We start from the raw sequence: 23,101 nt of genomic DNA, 5'->3' as shown, positions 1-23,101 counted from the left end.
CTCAGGCCTTTACGGAATTCTTCGGCTCGACGTGGCCACCGAACCCCTTGCGCATGGCGGAGAGGATCTTCTCCGCATAAGTATGCTCCTGGCGGGAGCGGAAACGGGTGTAGAGTGCGGCGGTAAGCACTTCGGCGGGCACCGCCTGGTCGATGGCGGCCTCGATGGTCCAACGCCCTTCGCCGGAATCCTCCACGAAGCCGGAATATTCGCTCAGCTCCTCGTCGGCGGCGAGGGCCGTCGCCGTGAGATCCAGCAGCCAGGACGTGACGACGCTGCCGCGGCGCCAGACTTCGGCGATGTCAGCCATGTTGAAATCGAATTTCTCGCCTTCCGCCCGGCCCTCATTGGCAGCGGAGCGCAGAATGTCGAAGCCTTCCGCATAGGCCTGCATCAGGCCGTATTCGATGCCGTTGTGGATCATCTTGACGAAATGTCCGGCGCCACACGGGCCGGCATGGATATAACCCTGCTCGGCACGCGGATCGTGCTTGTCGCGTCCCGGCGTGCGAGGAACGTTGCCGATGCCCGGCGCCAGCGTGGCGAAGATCGGATCGAGGCGGGTGATTGTCTCGGGCTTGCCGCCGATCATCATGCAATAGCCGCGCTCCAGGCCCCAGACCCCGCCGGAGGTGCCGACATCGACATAGTCGAGCCCCTTGGCAGCCAGTTCCTTGCCGCGGCGGACGTCGTCCTTCCAATTGGTATTGCCGCCATCGATGATCACATCGCCGGGAGACATGAGGCGCGAAAGCTGGTCGATGGTGCCCTGGGTGATGGCCCCCGCCGGCAGCATTACCCATACGGCGCGCGGCGGCGTCAACTTGGAGACGAGATCGGCAAGGTCTCCCGCACCAATCGAGCCTTCGGCCACCAGTGCCTGAACCGCCTGAGGAGCGCGGTCATAAACGACGGTGGTGTGGCCGTTCTTCATCAGGCGGCGGGCAATGTTGCCGCCCATGCGGCCCAAGCCGATGATTCCCAATTGCATTGGCTGATCTCCTTTTGCCGCCCCCGGCAGCTTATCGTCCGTACGTGCTTAGCACCGTTTTCAGCTGTCGCAAGCGCATGTATTCATCACTTCATGAGCATGACGAGGGGATGACGCGCCATTTTTGCATGGCACGCCGCAATGTCAGCTTGACCCACCCGCTCATGACGCTTAGAGACACCGCCATTGCGGGACAAAGTCCCGCCTGGTGAGAGCTCGTAGCTCAGTCGGTAGAGCACGTGACTTTTAATCATGGGGTCGTGGGTTCGAATCCCACCGAGCTCACCACTGATTTTCCTGACATTACCAATGAAACGGCTGATCATCCCAACACCGGATCCAGCCCGCACTATCTGCAAGCCCGTCCGCACAAAGAATGTTAGATTCTGCGACGGGATCAGAGCAGGTGGGGACTTATGGCAAGCGAGAAAGCCGCGCTGGAGCAGGCACGTCGCGATTTTGCCAGATCGATGCTGAAGGAAAGCGGATCGGCTGACCCGCGCATCGAGAGGGCGTTCGAACTCGTGCCGCGCGAAGCCTTCTTGCCGCCCGGCCCGTGGCTGACAACGTATCATGGCGGTTACGTCGAGACCCCGGATGCCGACCCGATTCATCTCTACAGGAATCGCCTGGTTGCGCTGAAGGCCGACAAGCAGATCAACACGGGCGAACCCGCCCTGCATGCGGCATGGCTCGGGGCAGTGGCTCCCAGGGCAGGGGAGAGGGTCAGCCATATCGGGGCTGGCCTGGGATATTACACCGCCATATTGTCGGTGCTGACATTGCCCGGCGGACGCGTAACCGCGTTCGAAATCGAGGAGGATCTCGCCGAGCAGGCAAGGCGCAACCTCAAGCCGTTCGATGGCGTCAGCGTGATTCACGACGATGCCACGCGCGTCGCTCTGCCGCCCTCCGACCTCATCTATGTCAATGCCGGCGTGGTCGCTCCGCCGCTTGCCTGGCTGGCCGCGCTGCTGCCCGGCGGCCGCCTGATCTTTCCCTGGCGTCCGCGCGAGGAGATCGGCATCGCCCTGCGGGTGGATGCCAGCCCCGCCGGCTTTGCCGTCAGGGCCCTGATGCCGTCCTGGTTCATTCCCTGCACCGGCGCGTCGCGCGAGATCCCAACGATTCGTCCGCCGCGTTCCTCTCGCCAAGCCTCGGCCGTACGCTCGCTTTGGCCCGTGACTGCCAGGGTTCCTGATGAGAGCGCGATTGCCGTCTATCCTGATCTTTGGTTTTCTTCGGCCGCGCTGGACGCCTGACCGTCCGCACGAATGTGGGCCGTCAAAAGACGCTTGACCTTACAATCATGGGAAGTCCTACAAGGTCTTCATCGAACGGAGACCTCACATGATCACGCTGAAAGTACCGGAAATGAGCTGCGGCCATTGCGCCAAGACGATTACGGGGGCGCTGCAGGCGATCGATCCCGGCGCAGCCGTCGAAATCGACCTCGGCGCGCAGACCGTCAAAGTGGCAAGCGCCGCCGATGAGGCGAGATTGCGTGCGGCGATCGCCGAAGCCGGTTACGAGAACGAGAAGCTGCCGGCTTGATGACCAAGCCGCCGGAGCAGGGGCCGGCTCTTGCCGGCCCGGCTCCGCGCGTGGGAGAATTGCGGTGCCGCGGGATCGCAGTCACTCTCGGGTTTAGCCGTGAGCTCCAAACTCGAGCGCGATAGCGGCGCCGATGGCGAGAATCGTCCGATAGGTTCTTTCGATCGGATCGATGAGATTGCGTGTCAGCGCAGCGTAGTTCGAGGGTGAATCGCCGGGATAGGTGAAGGGCTCGGCGAGGCTGTAGCCCTCCATGGTCAATCCATTCACCGGATAGGCATCGCGCAGCAGCGCCACCGCTTCGGGAATGCGCAGGCTGAAGATCAGTTCCATGATGTCTTCGCGCGAGACGTCGTTGCGCGTGGAGAATTTCGGCACCCGCGCCGCCATCAGCAATATGTGCTGGAGCAGGGCAAGCCGAACCGCCTGCAGCATGTCGAGCCTCTCCCGGTTTTCCGAGATCGACTTGCCCAGGTCCTGTCCTGCAAGGTCGAGCAGGCGATGAAGCGAGATGGCATCGAGCCGCAGCTTCACCGCCAATTCGCTGAGTGAAGCGGCCCGGTCATCCTCTTCCAGCAATTGCGTGATGAAAAGGCAGGGTTCTGCCAGATGCGGTTCGGCGCCGGCATAGGGACGCGTCGACCAGAAGGAACGGTCGAACAGGGTGGAGAACGCCGCGAGCGCCTTGATGCTGGAGCGCCGCTTCATATGCACGACATGCGAGGTCAGGCGGCGCAGCCGGTCCGATTTGGCGAAGGTATCGATGAAACGGTCCTCGTCGCCCCGCAGCGCCGTGCCGAAGCCCGCGATCACCGTGGCAGGGTGGCCGAGCTGCTGCAGGATGGCATTGTGCGGAATGGCCCTGATACGGCGGACCTGATGCACCTCGCCGCCCGAAACGTCGAACTGGCGCCGCGACTTGCGCGAGCCGGTTTCGTTCAGCAGGCCTTGGGCAAAAGAACCCAGCGCCCGGTGGTAGGCATGATCATCGAGCAACTTGCTATGAAAAGAGGCAAGCCTGCGGAAGAAGTCGAAGGAGAAGGTGGTGTTGGAATAGAAGGGATCGTCACTGGCGGGCTGCTCGCGCCAGGCCACTTCGGCCTCCAGCATGCGCGTCAGCGTGGCGAGGGCAAGTTCCGGCGTCTCGAAATAGACGAAGCCGTCGCCGCCCTGGAAGCTGATCTCGTGCTTGAGGGCAATGCCCCGGCTCTCGAATTCGCGGCGCGCCCAGGGGCTCATTACATAGAAGGCCCGGTCCTCAAAATTGCCCTGATGGGCGCCGCGCCCTGCCGACTCGCCATGGGTGTCGAAGATCAGGACCTCGACATCCGTCAGCCGTTGGCGCTCGCAGGCACGGGCCAATTGCCCATGCAGGCGCTCGATCGCCAGCGCCGCGGTGATCTGGCCCATGAAGCGGCCCGAATCCGAAAAACCGGTCTGGATCGCCAGCCGGCCACGCCGGCGCACCGCCTGGCGATATTCTTCGATGCCGAATAGCACGTCGAAGAACCGCGAGGCGCCTTCCAGCGCCGTCGGCGTCTCGAACAGAGGCGAAACGTCGAGCTTGTCCTCGACACCGAACAGGCGCGCGAAATAGACCGCGGCCATCACCGTCGCCGGCGCCTCGCATTCGGCAATGAGCAGACGGATGCTGGAATCCTGGTCGACATGCTTGAGGATTTGCGCCGCCAGCACGAATTGGCGCAGCGCCGTCTTCTGCTCGATGTCGAGCGAACCGAAGTTGACGGACACCGGCTGGGCGTCGCGAATGAACGTCGCCAGACGTTCCAGCATCGAGCGGGAGGTGATGTTCTCCTCCGAATCGATATCGAGATGCTGGCGCATGGCATTGTGCAATTGCGTGGCATTGATGCGCATATGCACTTCGCCGACGCCGAAGCCGAGGGTCAGCATTTCACTGCGCAGGGCAACGAGGTCGAGCGCGATCTCGGGCGGGGCATCGGCGATCGCGATGTCGATCAAGGCGATGTAAGGCCGGACGCTGGTGGCTGCATCCGGATGGCGCGCAGTGAGAAGGTCGGCAGCCTGCCGGAGTGCGGGGCGGTCGAGCGGCGACTGGCCGAAAGCATCGAGAATGCCGGCGTTCCAGGCGCGCGTGCGCTCGATACGCGCGGTCAGTTCCTCGAGACGTTGCGCGGTCTGCGAATCCGGCCCGACCTGAGCGGCAATGCGAAGGACCTCGCCGAGATAGCGGTCGATCTGGTGCTGCTTTTCCGCGAGGCGGAAACGGAAGGAATCGATCCACTGGATATCGGTGCGCCCGTCGAGGTCATAGCCGATCCAGGTGCCGAGGCCGGCATAGCCGACGGTAACGGTGCGCCATTCGGGCGACCGCCGCTCGCGCAGGACTTCGGCGACGACACGGGCGAATTCACCGATCGCCGTCTTGGCGGCATCCAGGGCAACCATTGCGGCGCCATGCTCGACCTGCAGCGTAATGGGATTGTCCGGTGCCATCAGCGCATCCGGCAGCGTTGCCTCGCTACCGCAGGCCATCCGGGCCAGGCGCGCCCGATTGGCGCTTGAAAGCAGGAAGGTCGGATGCCCGGTAAAAACGATGCCGAGCTGGGTGCGCGCCAGCGGAGAGGCATTGGAAACGCTGCGACGACTCGTTGCGAGCAAATGTTCGGCAACACGGCGCAGGCTCTTGCGATTGCCTGGCATGTCGAGCGGACCGACATAGTCCCGCAAGGCCTTCGCGCGCGCCGAGAAGGTCTCCTGGCTGAGCCGCAGGGCGAGGGCTTCGAAATCCTCCCGCGTCAGGCGTCCGGCTTCGAGCTCACGCGACAGCTCGAAGGCCAGTTGGGCCACCGGATTGTAGCGAGGCTCGTCAACCAGCTTGGCCCGAGCGCTGTCGAGCTTGTCGCGGCAGAAACGTTCGAGCTCGATGATACGATCGTCAGGTCCAGGCTGCGGCAAGGGTGCATCCATCTGGGTTCTCGGTCGACAGGTTCTTCAGGCGGTCCCATAAACCACCCGCGCGTTCGAAACGAGCAAAAATCGTGCCGCCGACACAGCAAAAATGAAAGAAACGATCGGCGGCGGCGGCAGGCGCATACCGATTGCATCGCATTTGCTCGCGCAAGGCGGGCGTCAGCTGCGATCAGGAAGCCAGCCCAGTCCCTCGACCGTGCCCCGCAACGGCCGGTATTCGGCGCCGATCCATCCCCGATAGCCGATCCGGTCGATATGCTCGAACAGGAAGGGATAGTTGATCTCTCCGGTTCCCGGCTCATGCCGCCCGGGATTGTCGGCAAGCTGCAGATGCGCGATGCGGGCGAGCTGGCTTTCGATGGAGCGGGCCAGATCGCCCTCCATCACTTGCATATGATAGATATCATACTGGAAATAGAGGTTGCCCGAGCCAACCTGCTCGATGATCTCGATCGCCTGCCGCGATCGGTTGAGATAGAAGCCCGGCATGTCGATCGTGTTGATCGCCTCGACCAACAGGCGGATACCGGCGCGCCCGGCTTCGTCAGCGGCAAAGCGCAAATTGTCCAGGAGCGTGTCGCGGATGAGCTTGGGGTCCGCCCCCTTGGGCGGGATCCCCGAGAGGCAGTTCACCTGACTACAGCCGAGCAAGGTGGCGTGATCCAGAGCCAGGGCGACGCTTTCGCGAAACTCCGCCTTGCGATCCGGCAGGCAGGCCAGCCCCCGCTCGCCGTCCCCCCAGCGCCCGGGCGGCAGATTATGCAGCACCAGCGCAAGACCGTTGGCGTCCAGCCGCCGACGCAATTCCTGCCTGTCGAAATCATAGGGAAACGGGAATTCCACGCCGGCAAACCCCGCCTTGGCGGCCGCTTCGAAGCGATCATAGAAGTTGAGTTCGCTGAACAGCATCGAGATATTGGCGGCAAAACGCGGCATGGCTGACGATAGGCCCTAGGTCTTGGCTTTGACGAAACGCGAAAAGGCATCGAGGGTGGCCTTGCTGACATGGTGCTCGATGCCCTCGGCATCCCGGCGGGCGGTATCGGCATCGATTCCCAGGGCCAGCAGGAAAGCCTCGACGATATGGTGGCGCTCACGGCTCGCCTCGGCGAGCGCCTGGCCGGCTTCGGTGAGAAAGACGCCGCGATAGGGGCGTTGCGCCACGAAGCCTTCATCCGCCAGCCGTTTCAGCATTTTGGCGACGGTCGGCTGGGCGACGCCGAGACGGGCAGCGATATCGACCTGCCTGGCTTCACCGCCATCGCTGATCAGGTCGGCGATCAGTTCGACATAATCCTCGATCAGTTCCAGGCGGCGCGCCTCGCGCGCCTGGCGGAAGCTCTCGACATGTACGACGGCGTCGACCAGCCCGGGTTCGGGGGGCGAAAGCGCAGCGGAACGTTTCATGCCGGCTCTCCTTAGCTGATTCCGATATGCAACCCAGGGCAGCAAGAAATCGCTACCCCGGTTTGCGGCATTGCAATTGCGGGTATGCCCGATCCGCGAGGCCTTATCAATGCCGGCGATGAAATACAGCCCCGGCGTTTATCTATTGACCAATCTTTAGAGTATAGCATATGCTATATTGATCGATAGGAAAATGTGCGGAATGCCGTGGTGGAGAAGAGCATGGGTGCGGACGGTGCAGGAGCGGCCTCAGCTGGCCAAGGGGGCTGGCGAGCGGCTTCCGACGAAGAAAGGCGGCCAAGCCTGGGGACGATGAATGCCAGCATTCCCGTACCGAAGACGGGTTTGTGGGTACGCCGATTCCTGGCCTTTCTGGGCCCGGGCTACATGGTGTCCGTCGGCTATATGGACCCGGGGAATTGGGCGACCGACATCGCCGGCGGCTCGAAGTTCGGCTACACGCTACTGAGCGTGATCCTCTTGTCGAACCTGATGGCTATCGTGCTGCAGGCTCTGGCGGCGCGGCTTGGCATCGTCACCGGCCGCGATCTCGCCCAGGCCTGCCGCGACCATTATTCCCGCCCGGTGAATCTGATGCTCTGGTTCGCCTGCGAACTGGCGATCATCGCTTGCGACCTGGCCGAGGTCATCGGCACGGCCATTGCCCTCAATCTCCTGTTCGGCATCCCCCTGGTCTATGGCGCCATCATCACGGCCGTCGACGTCTTCCTGGTGCTCATGCTGATGCAGCGCGGCTTCAGGACGCTGGAAGCCTTCGTCATCGCGTTGCTGATCGTGATCTTCGGCTGCTTCATCGTCCAGATCGTCCTCGCGGCTCCGGCGATCCACGATATCGTCGGCGGGTTCCTGCCGCAGGCCAAGATCGTCACCAACCCCGAGGCCCTCTACATCGCCATCGGCATCATCGGTGCCACCGTGATGCCGCACAACCTCTACCTGCACTCATCGATCGTGCAGACCCGCGCCTATGAGCGCACGGATGAGGGCAAGCGCTCGGCCATTCGGTGGGCCGTGACCGACAGCACCATCGCGCTGATGCTCGCCCTGTTCGTGAACGCCGCCATCCTGATCACGGCTGCGACCGTATTCCATCAGAATGGCCGGACGGATGTCGAGGAGATCGAGCAGGCCTATCAATTGCTGTCGCCGATGCTTGGTGTCGGCATCGCCTCCACGCTGCTGGCCGTCGCCCTGCTGGCCTCCGGCGTCAACTCGACGGTAACGGCCACGCTCGCCGGGCAGATCGTGATGGAGGGCTTCCTCCACCTGCGCATCCCGGATTGGGCGCGCCGGCTGATCACGCGCGGCATCGCCATCGTGCCGGTGGTCGCCGTCACGGCGCTCTACGGCGACCAGGGCACCAACAAGCTGCTGGTGCTCAGCCAGGTGATCTTGTCCATGCAGTTGCCCTTCGCGATCATTCCGCTGGTTCGCTTCGTTTCGGACAGGCGCAAGATGGGAGCCTTCGTCACGCCGATCTGGCTGACGGTCCTGTCCTGGGTGATCGCTGGTGTGATCCTGGTGCTGGATATCAAGCTGCTGGTCGACACCTTCACCGGGGCCTGAACTCGGAGACAGGCGCGAGGCGTGCCGCAATCGTCCCTACAGCGTTGGACCCGATCTCGAAATCGGCTCCGACGCTGTAATTGTTTCCGCTATAGCGTTTTGCGATTAGACGGAGTCACCAAGAATCGCAAAGACGCGTCAGAACAATGAGCTAGAGCAAATAAGCGTTCACGCTTGAACGCGCTTTGCTCTAAGACCCGCTATGCCACCGAGGACGACAGATCAATTGGCATGAACCAAGGCGAGGCGGGCAAGGCGCTCGGCTGAATCCTGGGAGCCTGCCTTCGCTGCAGCCTCGTAGAACGCCTTTGCCTGGGCCGCATTCGCCTGAGAATGATCCTTGACGATGGCCGGGTCATAGGTCTCGGCCAAGGCGAACAAGGCCCGCGGATCGGACCCGCTGCGATAGGATTCGAGAGCTTCCCTCGCGCCGATCACGTCACCTCCCGCCAACAATTCACGCGCCGTTTGCACCGCCTGATCGACCTCGTCCACGGTAATGGCAATGGTGCTGACGCTGCGCGTCGCGTCCGGTGAGGCAGGGGCGGCGGCGGAGGCCGGCGGCGGAGGCGCGACGCTCCGTGCCGGCGCTGCAGCCGGAGGCGGAGCCGGTGGGGGCGCAGCGGCAACCTTCGTTTCGGGCGGCGTCGAGGCCGGCGGCGCGATCATGCTGCCCAAGGATTGCAGCTTTTCCGGATTGGCCCAGAAATAGGCGCCGACCGCGGCAATGCCGGCGGCAAGCAGCACGGAGGCGATGAGGGCCGGCGGAACCTTGATCCTTGCCAAGCTTCGCCGGGAAAACCGCGTCTCATTGGCATTGGCCGCCGGATTGACACCGAAGCGCGTGGTTTTTCGCGCCGGCGCCGGGCGGGGCGGGGCCGATCTTTCGTCCTGGACCGAAGGAGCTGCGGGCGTCGCGGAGGCCTCGGCACGAGCCATGGCCGAGCTGCTGCCACTTCGCTGGTCCAGATCCTGCGGTGGCCCGGCCGTCGCGTTCACCGTCGACATGCGCGGCCGCTCGCGGGAAGGCGGGCCGCGGAATTCGAAGATTTCATCGGTCTCGGAAGCCGGCCGCTCGGGGGCCGGCGTGTCGAGCGAGGCCGCACGCGGCATTTTCGGCGGCTCGGCCTGTGCCTTCTTCTCCGCCTCGGGGGCGATTTCTATGAAAAGCGCTTCACCAAAATCAAAGCCGCTATCGTCAGCGTTGTCCTCGACGACCGGCGCGAGATCCGCCTGTGGGGCAGCGAACGGGGAAGAGGGTTCGGGTGCTTGGACGGGTTTCGCTTCGGCTTCGGCAGGCGGCACCTCGGCGGGGCGCGGTGCAGCCTCCGTCGGCGGCGACGCCAGCGCAACCAGGCGATCGAGGGAAGGGGAAGAAGCCTTGACGTCGCTCTGGCTCGACTCGGCCGGCTTGGCTTCCGGCAATTTGGCCTCGGCCGGCTCAGCAATCGCCTTTGCCTCGGCGGGACCGGCCTCATTGGCCGGTTTGGGCACGATCAGGCGCGGATCGCGAGCAGGCGGGGAGACACCACGCTGCGCCGCGGCAGCGGCCTGCTTTTCTTTCAAAGCCTCGGCAGCCAAGCGCGCATTTTCCATATGGCGCTGAAATGCTTCGCGAACAGCGGCCGCGAGAGCCTCGTCTTTCTTCAGGGGTTCAGCCATATCGTTCCCACCCAAACGCTACACGGGCACCCACTGTGACGTGAAAAAAGGCTATCCAGCCGCGAGAGCGGAAAAGATAGCGTCCGGAGGAGTGCCTGCGCAAACAAATTCTTTAACCATTTGTTAACGAAGAAGCAGCCCGGTCCACCGGACCGCCCTGAAAAGTTGACGAATATGGTTAAGACGCCTCGCCGCAGCCGAGCAAGGCCCGTTTCGAAGTGCTACGATGCCGCAATGCGACAAGAAGGTGCGGCAGGGTGCGGGAATATTCGGGTTCGGTGCTTTACGCCATGACGCTTTTCGAGGATTGCTGTGTCGTCCTCGGGCCAGGCTGTGTCGGGCTTAGGCCGTTTTAGAGGACTGCGTGTGTCGTCGGAAGGAGCGCCATGCCCTTCCGGCCCGTGATTGGAGCGTCGCAGCCGATCTGTAACACCAGCATCGGCCCCGGGCGCCCAGGAGGAATTTCGTGTCCGTTCAAAATCAGTCCCAACGAGTCACCGCCCCTCAGATTCGCCTGCGCAAGGGAGGAGAACCGATCGTGGTCCTCACCTCCTATCACACCCATACCACGCGCATCATCGATCCCTTCGTCGACTGCATCCTGGTCGGCGACAGTCTGGGCATGGTCATGCACGGCATGGAAACCACTCTGCCGGTGACGCTGGAGATGATGATCCTGCAAGGCAGGGCGGTGATGCGTGGCTCCTCGCATGCCCTGGTGGTGGTCGACATGCCGTTCGGCTCCTATGAGGAATCGCCGCAGCAGGCCTTCCGTAACGCGGCGCGCATCCTGAAGGAAACCCGCTGCGGTGCCATCAAGCTCGAAGGCGGCGAACGCATGGCCGAGACCATCCGCTTTCTCACCGAGCGCGGCGTGCCCGTGATGGCCCATGTCGGTCTGACGCCACAATCGATTATGGCGCTCGGTTCCTTCAAGGCCCAGGGGCGCGAGGAGACCGATTGGGCTCCGATTGAGCGCGATGCCAAACTGGTTGCCGAAGCCGGCGCCTTCGCCGTGGTGCTCGAAGCGATCGCCGAGCCTCTCGCCGCCAAGATTTCGGCCAGCATCCCGATCCCGACCATCGGCATCGGGGCCTCGCCGGCCTGCGACGGACAGGTCTTGGTGCTGGAGGACATGCTGGGCCTGTCCGACCGGGTGCCGAAATTCGTCAAGCGCTTCGGTTCGCTCGGCGACCAGATCCGCGAAGCCGTCCAGGGCTATGCCGATGCGGTGCGTGACCGCAGCTTCCCGGCCGCCGAACACACCTATGGCATGAAGAAGAAATAGGGTGAAGCTCCGGGCAAGCGCAGGATTGTTTTCCGGGAGCGCTGCCCATCACAATATCACCACGCCCCCGTGCCGCGACCGAGCCTTACTGGAAGGCCACTTCGTTGAAGCTCCGCAGCTTGCGTGAATGCAGTTGGCGCTTGTCCGTCTCGCGCAGCAGCGCCATGGTTTCCAGTCCGACGGCCAGATGCTGGGAGACCCGTTCACGATAGAAGGAATCCGCCATGCCCGGCAGTTTCAGCTGGCCATGAAGCGGCTTGTCGGAAACGCATAGAAGCGTGCCATAGGGGACGCGGAAGCGGAAACCATTGGCCGCGACGGTGCTCGATTCCATGTCGAGGGCGATCGCGCGGCTCTGGATGAAGGGCAGATTCTGCACCGTCGAGGGACGCAGTTCCCAGTTGCGGTCGTCGACGGTGGCGACGGTGCCGGTCCGCATCACCCGCTTGAGGTCATAGCCGGTCAAACCCGTGACCCGCCCGACGGCGCGTTCGATCGCGATCTGGATCTCGGCAAGGGCCGGCACGGGCACTTCGCGCGGCAGATCCGCGTCCAGCACCTGGTCCTGGCGCAGATAGGCGTGGGCGAGCACATAGTCCCCCAGCATCTGCGAATTGCGCAGCCCCGCGCAATGACCCAGCATCAGCCAGGCATGCGGCCTGAGCACAGCGACATGGTCGGAGATGTTCTTGGCGTTGGACGGGCCGACGCCGATATTGATCATGGTGATACCGGAATCATCCGCACGCTTGAGATGATAGGCCGGCATCTGGGGCAGGCGCGGAGGATGATGGCCCGTCACGTCGAGTTGCTGGGTCTCTTCTCCCAGTTCGGTGACGACATTGCCCGGCTCGACGAAGGCTGTATAGCCGGAGCCCAGCGAACCGCCTTCGCCCTTGGCCAGAATGGCCTGTGCCAGCCGCACGAATTCGTCGATGTAGAACTGGTAGTTGGTGAAGATCACGAAATTCTGGAAATGCCGCGCCGAGGTGCCCGTATAGTGCTTCAGGCGCATCAGCGAGAGGTCGATACGCGGCGCGGTGAACAGCGCCAGAGGCTTGGCCCCGTCCGCCGCGCGCACATCGATGCCGTTGGCGATGCGGTCGTCCATGATGGTGAGATCGGGCACGTCGAAGATCTGCGGCAGCAGGGCAAGGCGCCCGTAGTCGAGGCCGCTTTCGGCATGATAATCCTCGCCGAGGGCGAAATGGATCGGGATCGGCGTCGAGCTCTCACCCACCTCGACGTCGACACCCGTATTGCGCAGCAGCAGCGCAATCTGTTCTTCCAGATAGCGGCTGAAGATGTCCGGCCGTGTCAGCGTCGTTGCATAGGTACCGGTATCGGCCACGAATCCGAACGGGGTGCGCGCATCGAGCGTGGGCAGGCTCTCGGTATTGACACTGACATAAGGATAATAGGCGCGAACGCGATGGTCGAAGTCCTTGCCACGGGTGAAAGCCGTGAAGGCTTCCCGCAGGCGGGCGGTGTTCGCGTCATAAAGCTGCGTGATCGCCGCTACGGCCGCTCTCGCATTGTCGAAGCGGCGGGGCTTAGTGGTCATTCCAATTTCGAAGCCGCGATGCGGCTCTCCCTTTTCAACCTTCTAGTTCAGCCCAAGTGACATCGCAACGACATGACATCGCGTCACCGATGAAATTTCCAACGGCGACATGGACTGCAAAGGATTTGGCGCTATAGGGCATGATCATCGATCGGAGACCGCCCATGTTCGCCAGCTATGTGTTCGCCAGGCATCTGCTTGCCATCGCTACGGTGGCTTTCCTGCTGCTGCCCGGCCCCGCATCGGCACAGGAGGATGAGGGCGCGCGTAAGGCGCAGGTCCTCCAGCAGGCTGTCGAGGCGATGCAGAAGGTGCTGCAGCCAGGCCCCGCCGTGACGGCCCTGGGCGATCGAGCGACCCTGAAGGTTCCGCAGGGCGCCGGTTTCGTGCGCCAGCCGGAAGCAGGCGTCTGGGCCTCCGCCTCCGGCTATCCCGGCGATCCCAACCTCGTCGGCATGCTGGTGCCCACGAGCGAACAGAATTGGGTCGTCTTCATCGATTATCGCTCCGGCGTGCGCTTCGAGGATGACGAGGCCCGCAATTGGAACGCCGAGGATCTGCTGGCACGCCTCAAGGCGGCCACGGAAGAAGGCAATCCCGCCCGTGAAAAGCGCGGCGAGCCCCAACTTGAGGTTCGCGACTGGCTGGTCAGGCCACGTTATGACGAAGGGCAGCATGCGCTGATCTGGGGCGCGAATACCCCCGAAAAGGGCGGGGAAGCCGATGAAGGCACGGGCAATATCCACGGCTATGTGCTCGGCAATGAGGGCTATTTCGAGCTGACTCTGGTCTCACCGGCCGCCGAGGTGGCCTCCCACGTGCCGATCGCGCAATCCCTCGTCGCGGGCCTGCAGTTCACCGCCGGCCATCGCTACCAGGATGCGGTGAACGGACAGGCCGAAGTGCGTCCCGTCACGAGCCTGATAACCCCCACCTCGCCCGACCTTCGCGCCACGGTGCTGGCCTATCTCAAGGCGAACTGGCTGTGGCTATTGGCCGTGCTCCTGGTACTGGCCATCATCGCCGGCAGCGCGTTGCGAGCTCTGCGGCGATGAAAACCGCTGGAACACCGAGATTTAATCTCGGTTTGGGCGGCCAAGAGCGCTGTTTGCTTGACGGCAAGGGGCCGCTCCTCTACGCCGAAATCACATCTCGCGCCAGCGCGAACCAAAGCGTTTTGCGATCGGGCAGAATCACCCGGAATCGCAAGGACGCGTCCAACCAAAGAAACAGGGCAAGGAGCGTTCTTGCTACAGCGCGCTTTGCTCTAGAGGATACGAGCCGGGTCTATGACCGATATCTTCCAGGAAGTCAGTGAGGACATGCGCCGCGAAAAGGCGCAGAAACTCTGGGCGAAATACGGCAACTACGTTCTCGGCGGCGCTCTCGCCGTGGTCATCGGCGTGTCCGGCTATGTCGCCTATCAGCACTACCTGAAGCAGCAGGCCGAAGCGACCGGCGCGCGTTTCCAGCAAGCGATTGCCCTGGCCCAAAGCGGCAAGACCAAGGAAGCCGCGGCCGCGCTCAGCACGCTGATGAAGGACGGCACCGCCGGCTATCAGACCCTTGCCCGTTTCCGCCTCGCGGCTGAGACCGCCAACGACAAGATCGAGGACGGCATCAAGGCCTATGAGGCTCTGGCCGCCGATTCTTCGCTCGGTCCGGTGCTGCAGAGCCTCGCCAAGGTACGCGGCGGCTATCTCATGGTCGACACCGCCTCCTATGCGGATCTCGCCGGCAAGATCGAGCCGCTGACTGCGGCGGGCGAGCCCTGGCGTCATTCGGCGCGGGAAGTGCTCGGCCTTTCGGCCTGGAAAGCCAAGGATCTCGCCAATGCCTCCAAATGGTATCAGGCCGTGATCACCGACAAGGATGTGCCGCCGGCGCTGCGTCAGCGGGCCGAACTGATGCTGCAGCTCATCGCCTCCGACCAGCCCGCCAAGGCCTGATCATGGCTGTTTCCATCGCCATCGTCGGCCGGCCCAATGTCGGCAAGTCGACCTTGTTCAATCGTCTGGTCGGCCGCAAGCTTGCCATCGTCGACGACCGCCCGGGCGTGACGCGCGATCGGCGCGAGGGTGATGCCAAGCTCGGCAGCCTCCACTTCAAGGTGATCGACACGGCCGGCCTCGAGGTTGCCGACGACGCTTCGCTCGCCGGGCGCATGCGCGCCCAGACGGAAGCGGCCATCGCCGAATGCGACCTGATCCTGTTCATGTTCGATGCCCGTGCCGGCGTGACGCCGGCCGACGAACATTTCGCGGAAGTCGCACGGCGCTCGGGCAAGCCCGTCATCGCGGTCGCCAACAAGACCGAGAGCCGCACCGGCTTCCAGGGCGCCTACGAAGCCTATGCACTTGGGCTCGGCGATCCCGTACCGATCTCGGCCGAGCATGGCGAGGGTATGGCGGATCTTGCCGAAGCGATCGTCGCCATCGCGCCGGCCACCGGTTACGAGCCGGAGGAAGAAGTCGCGGAAACCGACGCGGTCGTCAGCGGCGAGGAAGGCGAGGAAGAGGCGATCGATCTCGGCGCGGGCGTGATCCGCCCGCTGCGCATCGCCATCATCGGCCGGCCGAATGCCGGCAAGTCTACCCTGGTCAACGCCCTGATCGGCCAAGACCGCATGCTGACAGGGCCGGAGGCCGGCATCACCCGCGACACCATTTCGGTGGACTGGACCTGGCGCGACAAGCGCATCAAGCTCTTCGATACCGCCGGGATGCGCAAGAAGGCGCGCATCGAGGACAAGCTCGAAAAGCTCTCCGTTTCGGATGGCCTGCGCGCCGTGCGTTTCGCCGAGGTCGTGGTCTTGCTGCTCGACAGCGCCACGCCCTTCGAAAAGCAGGATCTGCAGATCGCCGATCTGGTGGAACGCGAGGGCAGGGCGGTCGTGATCGGTCTCAACAAATGGGATCTGGTCGAGGATCGCCACAAGGCGCTGGCCAGCGCCCGCGAGATGTTCGAGCGCCTGCTGCCGCAATTGCGCGGTGCGCCCGTGGTGACCTTGTCCGGCCTGTCGGAGCAGGGCCTGGACCGCCTGATGGAAGCCGCCTTCCGCGCCTTCACCACCTGGAACCGGCGCGTGCCGACCGCTCGCCTCAACCGCTGGCTCGGGGGCGTGCTGGAACATCATCCGCCGCCGGCCGTGTCGGGGCGCCGCATCAAGATCCGCTACATGACGCAGGTGAAGACCCGCCCGCCGCACTTCGCCATTTTCGGCAACCAGCTCGACGCTCTGCCCGACAGCTTCCAGCGCTATCTGGTCAACGGCCTGCGCGAGACCTTCGACATGCCCGGCGTGCCGATCCGGCTCAGCCTGCGGTCGCCGAAAAACCCCTTCGACCGGAAAAAGTAAGTTTCCAGGGACGGGCGCGCTCGCTGGCGGACGTCAACCTTGCGGGAGAGGTCACATTAAACGCGGAGTGCCGATCTCCGGATCGACCATCTCGAAGCTTGACCGATCAAGCACCGTCATTGCGAGCGCAGCGAAGCAATCCAGGGTCCGAAAACGCGGCCGCCATGGGTCCTGGATTGCTTCGCTGCGCTCGCAATGACGTATGCATCAAATATCGCGATCGTTGGTGTTATTCCGGCGCCCGGAAGCTGAGGAAGCGCGCCTGCCGCATCTCGTAGACCTGTCCGGTTTCCGTCAGATCCGGGCTTGCGAGCTTCAGGATCGAGGGCGCGATGCTGGAGGGATGCGGCAGGGTATCGGCATCTTCACCTGGCATTGCCGCCGCGCGCATATGGGTACGGACGGGGCCGGGCGAGAAGAGGTTGGCCCGGATGGGTGAATTCACCGTCTCGGCCGCATAGGTCGCCACCATCGAGTTGAGGGCCGCCTTGGTGGCCGCATAGAGCCCCCAATAGGCCGTCGCTTTCCAGGCCGCGCCCGAGGTGATGAAGATCGCGCGTCCAGCATCGGATTTGCGCAAGAGGGGATCGAAGGAGCGGATCAGGCGCCAATTGGCGGTGACGTTCACCGCAAATACATTGTCCCAATCCTTGGGCTCGATGTGGCCGAGGGGAGAGATCGCGCCGAGGGCACCGGCATTACCGATCAGGATATCGAGCTTGCCATAGCGCTCGAACAGCGTGTAGCCGAGCCGATCGATTCCGTCACCGTCCTTGATGTCGAGAGGAACCAGGGTCGCCGCGCCGCCCTTCTCGCGGATTTCATCGTCGAGATCCTCGAGCGCGCCGACGGTACGCGCCACGGCGATGACATGCGCCCCCGCCTCGGCCAGGGCCACGGCCGTGGCACGGCCGATGCCGCGCGATGCGCCGGTGACGAGCGCCAGGCGGCCTTTGAGAAGATCGGACATCGGAAAACTCACAGGATAGAAAAGGCTGCTGTGTCCCACCCCGGACCGGGGTGGGGACGCGTCAGCTCGCTTCGGCGAGCAGGGAGAACTGCTGCTTGGCGCCTTCGCCGACCACGTCGGTCAGGAAGGTCGGATAGTCGCCGGTGAAGCAATGATCGGTGAACTGCGGGCGCACGGGGTCGCGCTGGTCGTAGCCGCATGCCTTGTAGACGCCGTCGACCGACAGGAAGGCCAGTGAGTCCGCACCCATATAGGCACGCATCGCTTCGAGGTCCATCCGCGCCGCCAGCAGGTTTTCCCTGTCGGGCGTGTCGATGCCGTAATAGTCGGGGTGGGTGATCGGCGGGCTGGAAATGCGGAAATGCACTTCCTTGGCTCCGGCATCGCGCATCATGCGCACGATCTTCACCGAGGTGGTGCCGCGCACGATGGAATCGTCGATCAGCACGACCCGCTTGCCTTCGATGACCGAACGATTGGCGCTGTGCTTCATGCGCACGCCCATTTCGCGGATGGCCTGGGTCGGCTGGATGAAGGTGCGTCCGACATAATGGTTGCGGATGATGCCGAGCTCATAAGGCAGGCCGGCGGCCTGGGCATAGCCGATTGCCGCGGGGACGCCGGAATCCGGCACCGGCACCACCACGTCGGCCTCGATGCCGGCTTCGGCGGCAAGCTGCGCGCCAAAGCTCTTGCGCACGGCATAGACACTGCGGCCGTGAACGATCGAATCCGGGCGGGCGAAATAGATATATTCGAAGATGCAGGGGCGGGGCGGCACCCGCGGGAAGGGCTTCAACGATTCTACGCCGTCCTTGGTGATGACGACGACCTCGCCATTCTCGATGTCGCGTACGAAGCGGGCCCCGATGATGTCGAGGGCGCAGGTCTCCGAAGCAAGAATGTAGCAGCCATCGAGTTCGCCCAGCACCAGGGGGCGAATCCCGAGCGGATCGCGAGCACCGACCAGCATGTGGTTGGTCAGTCCGACAAAGGCATAGGCCCCCTCGATCTGGAACAGGGCGTCGATGAAGCGATCGATGAACTTTTCCCGCGTCGAGCGCGCGACCAGATGCAGGATCACCTCGCTGTCCGAGGTAGCCTGGAAGATCGAGCCGCGAGCGATCAATTCACGCCGCAGCGTCAGTCCATTGGTGAGATTGCCGTTATGGGCGACGGCGAAGCCGCCGCCCTCGAGTTCCGCGAACAGGGGCTGCACATTGCGCAGGATGGTGCCGCCCGTGGTCGAATAGCGGGTGTGGCCGATGGCCTGGGAGCCGGGCAAGCGCTCGATGACCTCGCGCCTGGAGAAGGTGTCGCCGACCAGCCCGAGCCGCCGTTCCGAATTGTAGCGAGCGCCATCGAAGGTGACGATGCCGCAGGCTTCCTGCCCGCGATGCTGCAAGGCATGGAGACCAAGAGTGGTGATGGCCGCGGCCTCGCTGTGTCCGAAGATGCCGAACACACCGCATTCCTCACGCAGGCGGTCGGCGTCGAGATCCAGATCGTCGTTGTCACGGGCCATGGCGCTCACTTGGATTTCTTCTCCAAAAAGGGGTGAGCGGCCCGAAACCAGGTTTCGCCGCTCCGTTCGACACTGAGATAATACCACTGATCGACTTTTCCAGCATGCCTGCGTGGAAGTTTACTGTGGCAATGCAATCGCCTCATTGCGCGGGCGCCGCCGGAGCCGGGGTTGCCGGCTGGGTCTGCGGGGCGGTGGGCGCGCCGGCAGCATCCGGATCGGGCTCCTGCGTATTGGTGTTGGTGTCCGCGCCAGGTCCGATGACCTCATTGGCCCGCAGCTGCTTGAGGATCACGTTCTCGGGATCGCTGGGCAGCAGGGTGAGGATCCAGTCACGACCGGACACCAGGAGCTGACGTGATTTGGCATCCTGCACCCAGGCAGGCTCGGACTTGGGCGGCACCAGATAGCTGAAGAAGATGAAGGCAACGATGGCGAGCAGCAGGCCGCGGGCCGCACCGAACAGAAAACCGAACGTCCGATCGATGGCCCCGATGCGGCTGTCCAGGATCATGTCGGAGATGCGGATCGTGATGAAGGAGGCGATCAGGAGAACGAGCAGGAAGATGCCGGCGCCCGTGGTGATCCGCGCCAGCGTATCGTTCTTGATATAAGGCGTGACCAGCGGCAGCACCCGGGAGAACAGCAACAAGGTCGCCACGGCAGCGGCAGCCCAGGCCGCGATGGCCAGAACTTCGCGGGTAAAGCCACGCACCATTGCGAGAAGGGCCGAAATCAGCATGACGCCGATGACGATCAGATCCAGCAGCGTTACGGGCATTGGCGGTCTATCCTGATTTGCGAGCAGTATTTCCCGGCAAGGCCGATGCGTGGGCCTTGCCGGGAAATACTGCAAATACCTGACATCTCACAGGTTCCTCTTGATCGCGCTGCGGGCGCGATCAAGAGGAACCCGCGTAGGCGGCGCGACAGGCAGAGCCGCGCGCCTTTCTATAACGAGGGTTCGATACGGCGTCACCCATTTGCTGCAGCGCAATCGGCGGAAATGCCCGCTTCATGGCGAAACTTTGGTGGATTTCCGCCTTTGGCTCTCTCCAGAGGCGGCAATATCCGCAACAAGTGTCGCAAGTGAGGCAACGCCGTTCACCCGCATGCCGCTATCCGAACCCGACTCATTGCCGGGCACGGGACAGACGGCGCGATGGAAACCGAGCTTGGCCGCTTCCTTCAGGCGCGGCCCCATATGAGCCACCGGCCGAACCGATCCCGACAGCGAAATTTCGCCGAAATACACGGCATCCGCAGGCAGGGGCGCGCCGGTGAGAGAGGAGATCAGGGCCGCCGCCACGGCAAGATCGGCCGCCGGTTCCTGGATGCGCAGGCCGCCGGCCACGTTGAGATAGACATCATGCCCGCCCAGCTTGACGCCGCAATGGGCCTCGAGCACGGCAAGCACCATGGACAGGCGGCTGGAGTCCCACCCCACCACCGCCCGCCGTGGCGTGCCGAGGCTCGTCGGCGCCACCAGGGCCTGCATCTCGACCAGGAGCGGCCTCGTACCCTCCATGCCGCCGAACACGGCCGTGCCCGGCGACCCGAGATCGCGCTCCGACAGGAACAGGGCGGAGGGGTTGGTCACTTCGCGCAGGCCGAGCCCGGTCATTTCGAACACGCCGATCTCGTCTGTCGGGCCGAAGCGGTTCTTCACGCCGCGCAGGATGCGGAAATCACGCCCGCCATCCCCCTCGAACGACAGCACGGCATCGACCATATGCTCGACGACGCGCGGGCCGGCGATCTGCCCGTCCTTGGTGACATGGCCGACGAGGATGACGGTGCTGCCGGAACGTTTGGCGTAACGGATCAGGGCCTGCGCCGAGCCGCGCACCTGCGTGACGGTGCCGGGCGCCGATTCGACCGTGTCTGTCCACATGGTCTGGATTGAATCGATGACCACCAGACGCGGCGGCGGACCGTGTTCGAAGGTCGCCAGGATATCCTCGACCGAGGTTTCGGAAGCCAGTTCCACCGGCGCGCTCGCCAGCCCCAGCCGCTCGGCCCGCAGGCGCACCTGCGCCGCCGCTTCTTCGCCTGAAATATAGATGACCCTGGCGTTGCGGTTGGCGAGCGCGGCGCAGGCCTGGATCAGAAGGGTGGATTTGCCGATGCCGGGGTCGCCGCCCAGCAGAAGGACGGAGCCCCGTACGAAGCCTCCGCCGGTGACCCGGTCGAGTTCACCGATCCCCGAGACGAGACGCGGCGCTTCGTCGGTCGATCCCGTCAGGCTTTCGAGTGCAAAGACGCGCCCTCGTCCCCTTGGACGCTGCGAGGCGGGAACGGCGGCGACGGCGCTGGTTTCCTCGGCGATCGAGTTCCACTCGCCGCACGCATCGCATTTGCCCTGCCAGCGATTATAGGCGGCACCGCAATTCTGGCAGACATAGGAGGGGCTTCGTTTGGCCATGACGCCCTTCTAGAGCGTTTTCCAGAAAAGGTGATAGGCTTTTCGATCAAGAAAACGCGTCAAAACAAAAAGTTAGAGACAAAGTGCGATTCGGAGAAATCCCACTTGCTCCAGCGGGAGAGGTCGAGTCTGATCAAGTCGGACAGGCCAAACCGGGGCTGCCGCTACAGGATCTTGAAGCGGGCCACAAGATTGAAGGCGACTCAATGCCGGCCGAACCCGCTAGGTCACCCCATAGGCCGGGAACGACTGCCCCTTGCAGGTAAGCCGAACCACAACCTATATGGTTCCAAACACGTCATCCCGGAACAGTCCATGTCACGCCCGCTGACCGTCACCATCCCTCACAGCCTCGGCCGTGCAGCCGCCCGCAAACGGGTCGAGGACGGCATTGCGCAATTGCGCGACAGCTATGCCGGGCAATTCACCTCGCTCGAAGAAAAATGGAACGGCGACAGGTTCGAGTGCCGCCTGAGCGTGTTCAAGCAGACCATTTCCGGCAGCGTCGATATCGGTGACGACACGGTGACGGTGAGCGTCCTGTTGCCGGTCTTCCTGACCATGCTGGCAAACAAGGTGACCACGCTGATACAGCAGCGCGGCCAGGTGTTGCTGGAGCACAAGAGCTAAAGCCCGAACGTATTCCCGCCGCCATCACTCGCCGCCGGCTCTCTCCGGATGCAGCATCATGCGCTTGGTGCGCGCGGCGGCACGCCGGATGGCGGCTGTGCACTTCACGATCGGGCCAAGAAAGCACCACCAGATTCTCTGATAGTCGCCACGCTCGTCCTCGATCCCGCCGATACCGTATTTCTGCACCTCATCCCGTGTTGCCAGATAGGCCGTGCCGGCGATCCAGTCCCAGATCGACAATCTCGAACCCATGTTCTTGTCCCAGTGCTTGCGTGCCACGCTGTGGTGGACCTGATGCATGCGGGGACTGATGAAGATGCGGTCCAGGATCCCGAAGCTGATGGGGAAATGCGTGTGCTGGAGCGTGCCCAATGTCAGCAGTGAGAAGATCAACGATGTGCTCGCCTGCATCGCCAGTAGCTCGACGATGGAGAAACCATAGAAGAATACGATCAACGTAACCGGTACGACGCGGCACACGCCGATGCACAAAGCATCGAGAAGCACCCCCACCGGATGCACGCGGAAGGCGGTGAAAGGAGACAAAAAAGTTGCCGAATGGTGAACCTTATGGAATTCCCAAAGGTAACGATTCTTATGCTGGATATAATGACTTATGAACTCTCCAAGATCGGAAAACATGAACATGATGATGCATAATATTACAACCGTAATCGGCCCAGCCTGGATTTTTTGATCGAACTGCAGCCAAGCACCGAGCGTCGCCCCAGCTTTCTCCGCCAGGAACGTCGTCAGAATCGCGGCGAAAAGCGCCACCCATCGAAACGAAAATTTGATGATAAAGTATAAGACAACATCGATTTTCGTCGAGTGACTGAACCACCCCGAAACAGGCATAAAAAAACGAAGAAATCCGCGAACATTTCGGCTGGAAATCGTATCCGCCAATAGGAACAGGAAAGCAAACACCCCGCCGGAAACGAATGTCGCCATCATCAATAATATATTGATGTGCGTCATCACAAAATCTGTGATAATAGCGACTATACCCGAAATCGACAGCATGAGATTACTTTCCGTAAGCTCTCAAATGAAAGATTAAGAGCAACATATCGCAAAATCTCGATTGTCAAAGAAGGCGATGAAAGTCAACACCGCCAGGAAAGTCCAGATCCTTGGGAACAATCATGTAGAAAATATGTTCGCTGGCCTGGCCACCGG

The 23,101-nt window shown here is 63.0% G+C and carries 19 protein-coding genes and 1 tRNA gene; 9 read left to right on the top strand and 11 right to left on the bottom strand.

Going from position 1 to position 23,101, the window contains the following annotated elements; translation table 11 throughout:
• Position 1: 1 nt before the first annotated feature.
• A complete protein-coding gene (gnd, locus tag J8I29_RS16880; RefSeq protein WP_105863091.1) occupies positions 2 to 991 on the bottom strand; it encodes a phosphogluconate dehydrogenase (NAD(+)-dependent, decarboxylating) in 990 nt (329 codons plus the stop codon).
• A gap of 212 nt (positions 992 to 1,203) precedes the next feature.
• On the opposite strand from gnd, the gene J8I29_RS16875 reads away from it, so the two are divergent.
• From J8I29_RS16875 to J8I29_RS16865, 3 genes are all read left to right on the top strand, one after another.
• A tRNA-Lys gene (locus J8I29_RS16875) sits at positions 1,204 to 1,279 on the top strand.
• 128 nt (positions 1,280 to 1,407) lie between these two features.
• The gene (locus J8I29_RS16870; RefSeq protein ID WP_209432534.1) at positions 1,408 to 2,253 is read left to right on the top strand and encodes a protein-L-isoaspartate O-methyltransferase; all 846 of its coding nucleotides are present in this window, start codon (positions 1,408 to 1,410) and stop codon (positions 2,251 to 2,253) included.
• An 88-nt stretch (positions 2,254 to 2,341) separates the two neighbouring features.
• Positions 2,342 to 2,545: a heavy-metal-associated domain-containing protein gene (locus tag J8I29_RS16865; RefSeq protein WP_209432533.1), complete on the top strand. Its 204-nt coding sequence runs from the start codon at positions 2,342 to 2,344 to the stop codon at positions 2,543 to 2,545.
• Positions 2,546 to 2,638: 93 nt separating this feature from the next.
• Here the strand turns inward: J8I29_RS16865 and J8I29_RS16860 are convergent, their stop codons facing one another.
• From J8I29_RS16860 to mntR, 3 genes are all read right to left on the bottom strand, one after another.
• Positions 2,639 to 5,497, bottom strand: coding sequence for a phosphoenolpyruvate carboxylase (locus J8I29_RS16860; protein ID WP_209432532.1), 2,859 nt, complete (start codon positions 5,495 to 5,497; stop codon positions 2,639 to 2,641).
• Between the two features lie 162 nt (positions 5,498 to 5,659).
• Positions 5,660 to 6,436, bottom strand: a complete 777-nt coding sequence (gene hyi, locus J8I29_RS16855; RefSeq protein WP_209432531.1) for a hydroxypyruvate isomerase — start codon at positions 6,434 to 6,436, stop codon at positions 5,660 to 5,662.
• Positions 6,437 to 6,451: 15 nt separating this feature from the next.
• Complete coding sequence (gene mntR / locus J8I29_RS16850; RefSeq protein WP_105863096.1) at positions 6,452 to 6,907, bottom strand: manganese-binding transcriptional regulator MntR; 456 nt, start codon at positions 6,905 to 6,907, stop codon at positions 6,452 to 6,454.
• 222 nt (positions 6,908 to 7,129) lie between these two features.
• On the opposite strand from mntR, the gene J8I29_RS16845 reads away from it, so the two are divergent.
• A complete protein-coding gene (locus J8I29_RS16845; RefSeq protein WP_105863097.1) occupies positions 7,130 to 8,494 on the top strand; it encodes an Nramp family divalent metal transporter in 1,365 nt (454 codons plus the stop codon).
• A gap of 222 nt (positions 8,495 to 8,716) precedes the next feature.
• Here the strand turns inward: J8I29_RS16845 and J8I29_RS16840 are convergent, their stop codons facing one another.
• Positions 8,717 to 10,156: a hypothetical protein gene (locus J8I29_RS16840; protein ID WP_209432530.1), complete on the bottom strand. Its 1,440-nt coding sequence runs from the start codon at positions 10,154 to 10,156 to the stop codon at positions 8,717 to 8,719.
• Positions 10,157 to 10,622: 466 nt separating this feature from the next.
• On the opposite strand from J8I29_RS16840, the gene panB reads away from it, so the two are divergent.
• Positions 10,623 to 11,444: a 3-methyl-2-oxobutanoate hydroxymethyltransferase gene (gene panB / locus J8I29_RS16835; RefSeq protein ID WP_105863099.1), complete on the top strand. Its 822-nt coding sequence runs from the start codon at positions 10,623 to 10,625 to the stop codon at positions 11,442 to 11,444.
• 85 nt (positions 11,445 to 11,529) lie between these two features.
• Here panB and J8I29_RS16830 read toward each other — a convergent pair whose 3' ends face one another.
• On the bottom strand, positions 11,530 to 13,008 hold the full coding sequence (locus J8I29_RS16830) for an AMP nucleosidase (protein ID WP_105863100.1): 1,479 nt from the start codon (positions 13,006 to 13,008) through the stop codon (positions 11,530 to 11,532).
• 164 nt (positions 13,009 to 13,172) lie between these two features.
• Here J8I29_RS16830 and J8I29_RS16825 point away from each other — a divergent pair, with 164 nt between their 5' ends.
• The 3 genes from J8I29_RS16825 (at position 13,173) to der (ending at position 16,366) form a co-directional block, all read left to right on the top strand.
• On the top strand, positions 13,173 to 14,063 hold the full coding sequence (locus J8I29_RS16825) for a DUF2167 domain-containing protein (protein ID WP_209432529.1): 891 nt from the start codon (positions 13,173 to 13,175) through the stop codon (positions 14,061 to 14,063).
• 234 nt (positions 14,064 to 14,297) lie between these two features.
• The gene (locus J8I29_RS16820; protein ID WP_209432528.1) at positions 14,298 to 14,957 is read left to right on the top strand and encodes a tetratricopeptide repeat protein; all 660 of its coding nucleotides are present in this window, start codon (positions 14,298 to 14,300) and stop codon (positions 14,955 to 14,957) included.
• Between the two features lie 2 nt (positions 14,958 to 14,959).
• On the top strand, positions 14,960 to 16,366 hold the full coding sequence (gene der, locus J8I29_RS16815; protein ID WP_209432527.1) for a ribosome biogenesis GTPase Der: 1,407 nt from the start codon (positions 14,960 to 14,962) through the stop codon (positions 16,364 to 16,366).
• A gap of 229 nt (positions 16,367 to 16,595) precedes the next feature.
• On the opposite strand, the gene J8I29_RS16810 is transcribed toward der, so the two are convergent.
• From J8I29_RS16810 to radA, 4 genes are all read right to left on the bottom strand, one after another.
• Positions 16,596 to 17,336, bottom strand: a complete 741-nt coding sequence (locus tag J8I29_RS16810) for an SDR family NAD(P)-dependent oxidoreductase (protein WP_209432526.1) — start codon at positions 17,334 to 17,336, stop codon at positions 16,596 to 16,598.
• A 61-nt stretch (positions 17,337 to 17,397) separates the two neighbouring features.
• Positions 17,398 to 18,861, bottom strand: coding sequence for an amidophosphoribosyltransferase (gene purF, locus J8I29_RS16805; protein ID WP_105863104.1), 1,464 nt, complete (start codon positions 18,859 to 18,861; stop codon positions 17,398 to 17,400).
• A gap of 142 nt (positions 18,862 to 19,003) precedes the next feature.
• Complete coding sequence (locus tag J8I29_RS16800) at positions 19,004 to 19,642, bottom strand: CvpA family protein (protein WP_105863105.1); 639 nt, start codon at positions 19,640 to 19,642, stop codon at positions 19,004 to 19,006.
• A gap of 234 nt (positions 19,643 to 19,876) precedes the next feature.
• Entirely contained in the window at positions 19,877 to 21,286 is a 1,410-nt protein-coding gene (gene radA, locus J8I29_RS16795) for a DNA repair protein RadA (protein WP_209432525.1), read from the bottom strand.
• Positions 21,287 to 21,601: 315 nt separating this feature from the next.
• On the opposite strand from radA, the gene J8I29_RS16790 reads away from it, so the two are divergent.
• A complete protein-coding gene (locus J8I29_RS16790) occupies positions 21,602 to 21,916 on the top strand; it encodes a polyhydroxyalkanoic acid system family protein (protein WP_105863107.1) in 315 nt (104 codons plus the stop codon).
• 24 nt (positions 21,917 to 21,940) lie between these two features.
• Here the strand turns inward: J8I29_RS16790 and J8I29_RS16785 are convergent, their stop codons facing one another.
• Entirely contained in the window at positions 21,941 to 22,945 is a 1,005-nt protein-coding gene (locus J8I29_RS16785; RefSeq protein WP_209432524.1) for a sterol desaturase family protein, read from the bottom strand.
• Between the last annotated feature and the right edge of the window lie 156 nt (positions 22,946 to 23,101).

It is taken from the genome of Labrys sp. LIt4 (assembly GCF_017813775.1).
In the GTDB taxonomy this organism is placed as follows: domain Bacteria; phylum Pseudomonadota; class Alphaproteobacteria; order Rhizobiales; family Labraceae; genus Labrys; species Labrys okinawensis_A.
This window is presented reverse-complemented; position numbering and strand designations above follow the sequence as displayed.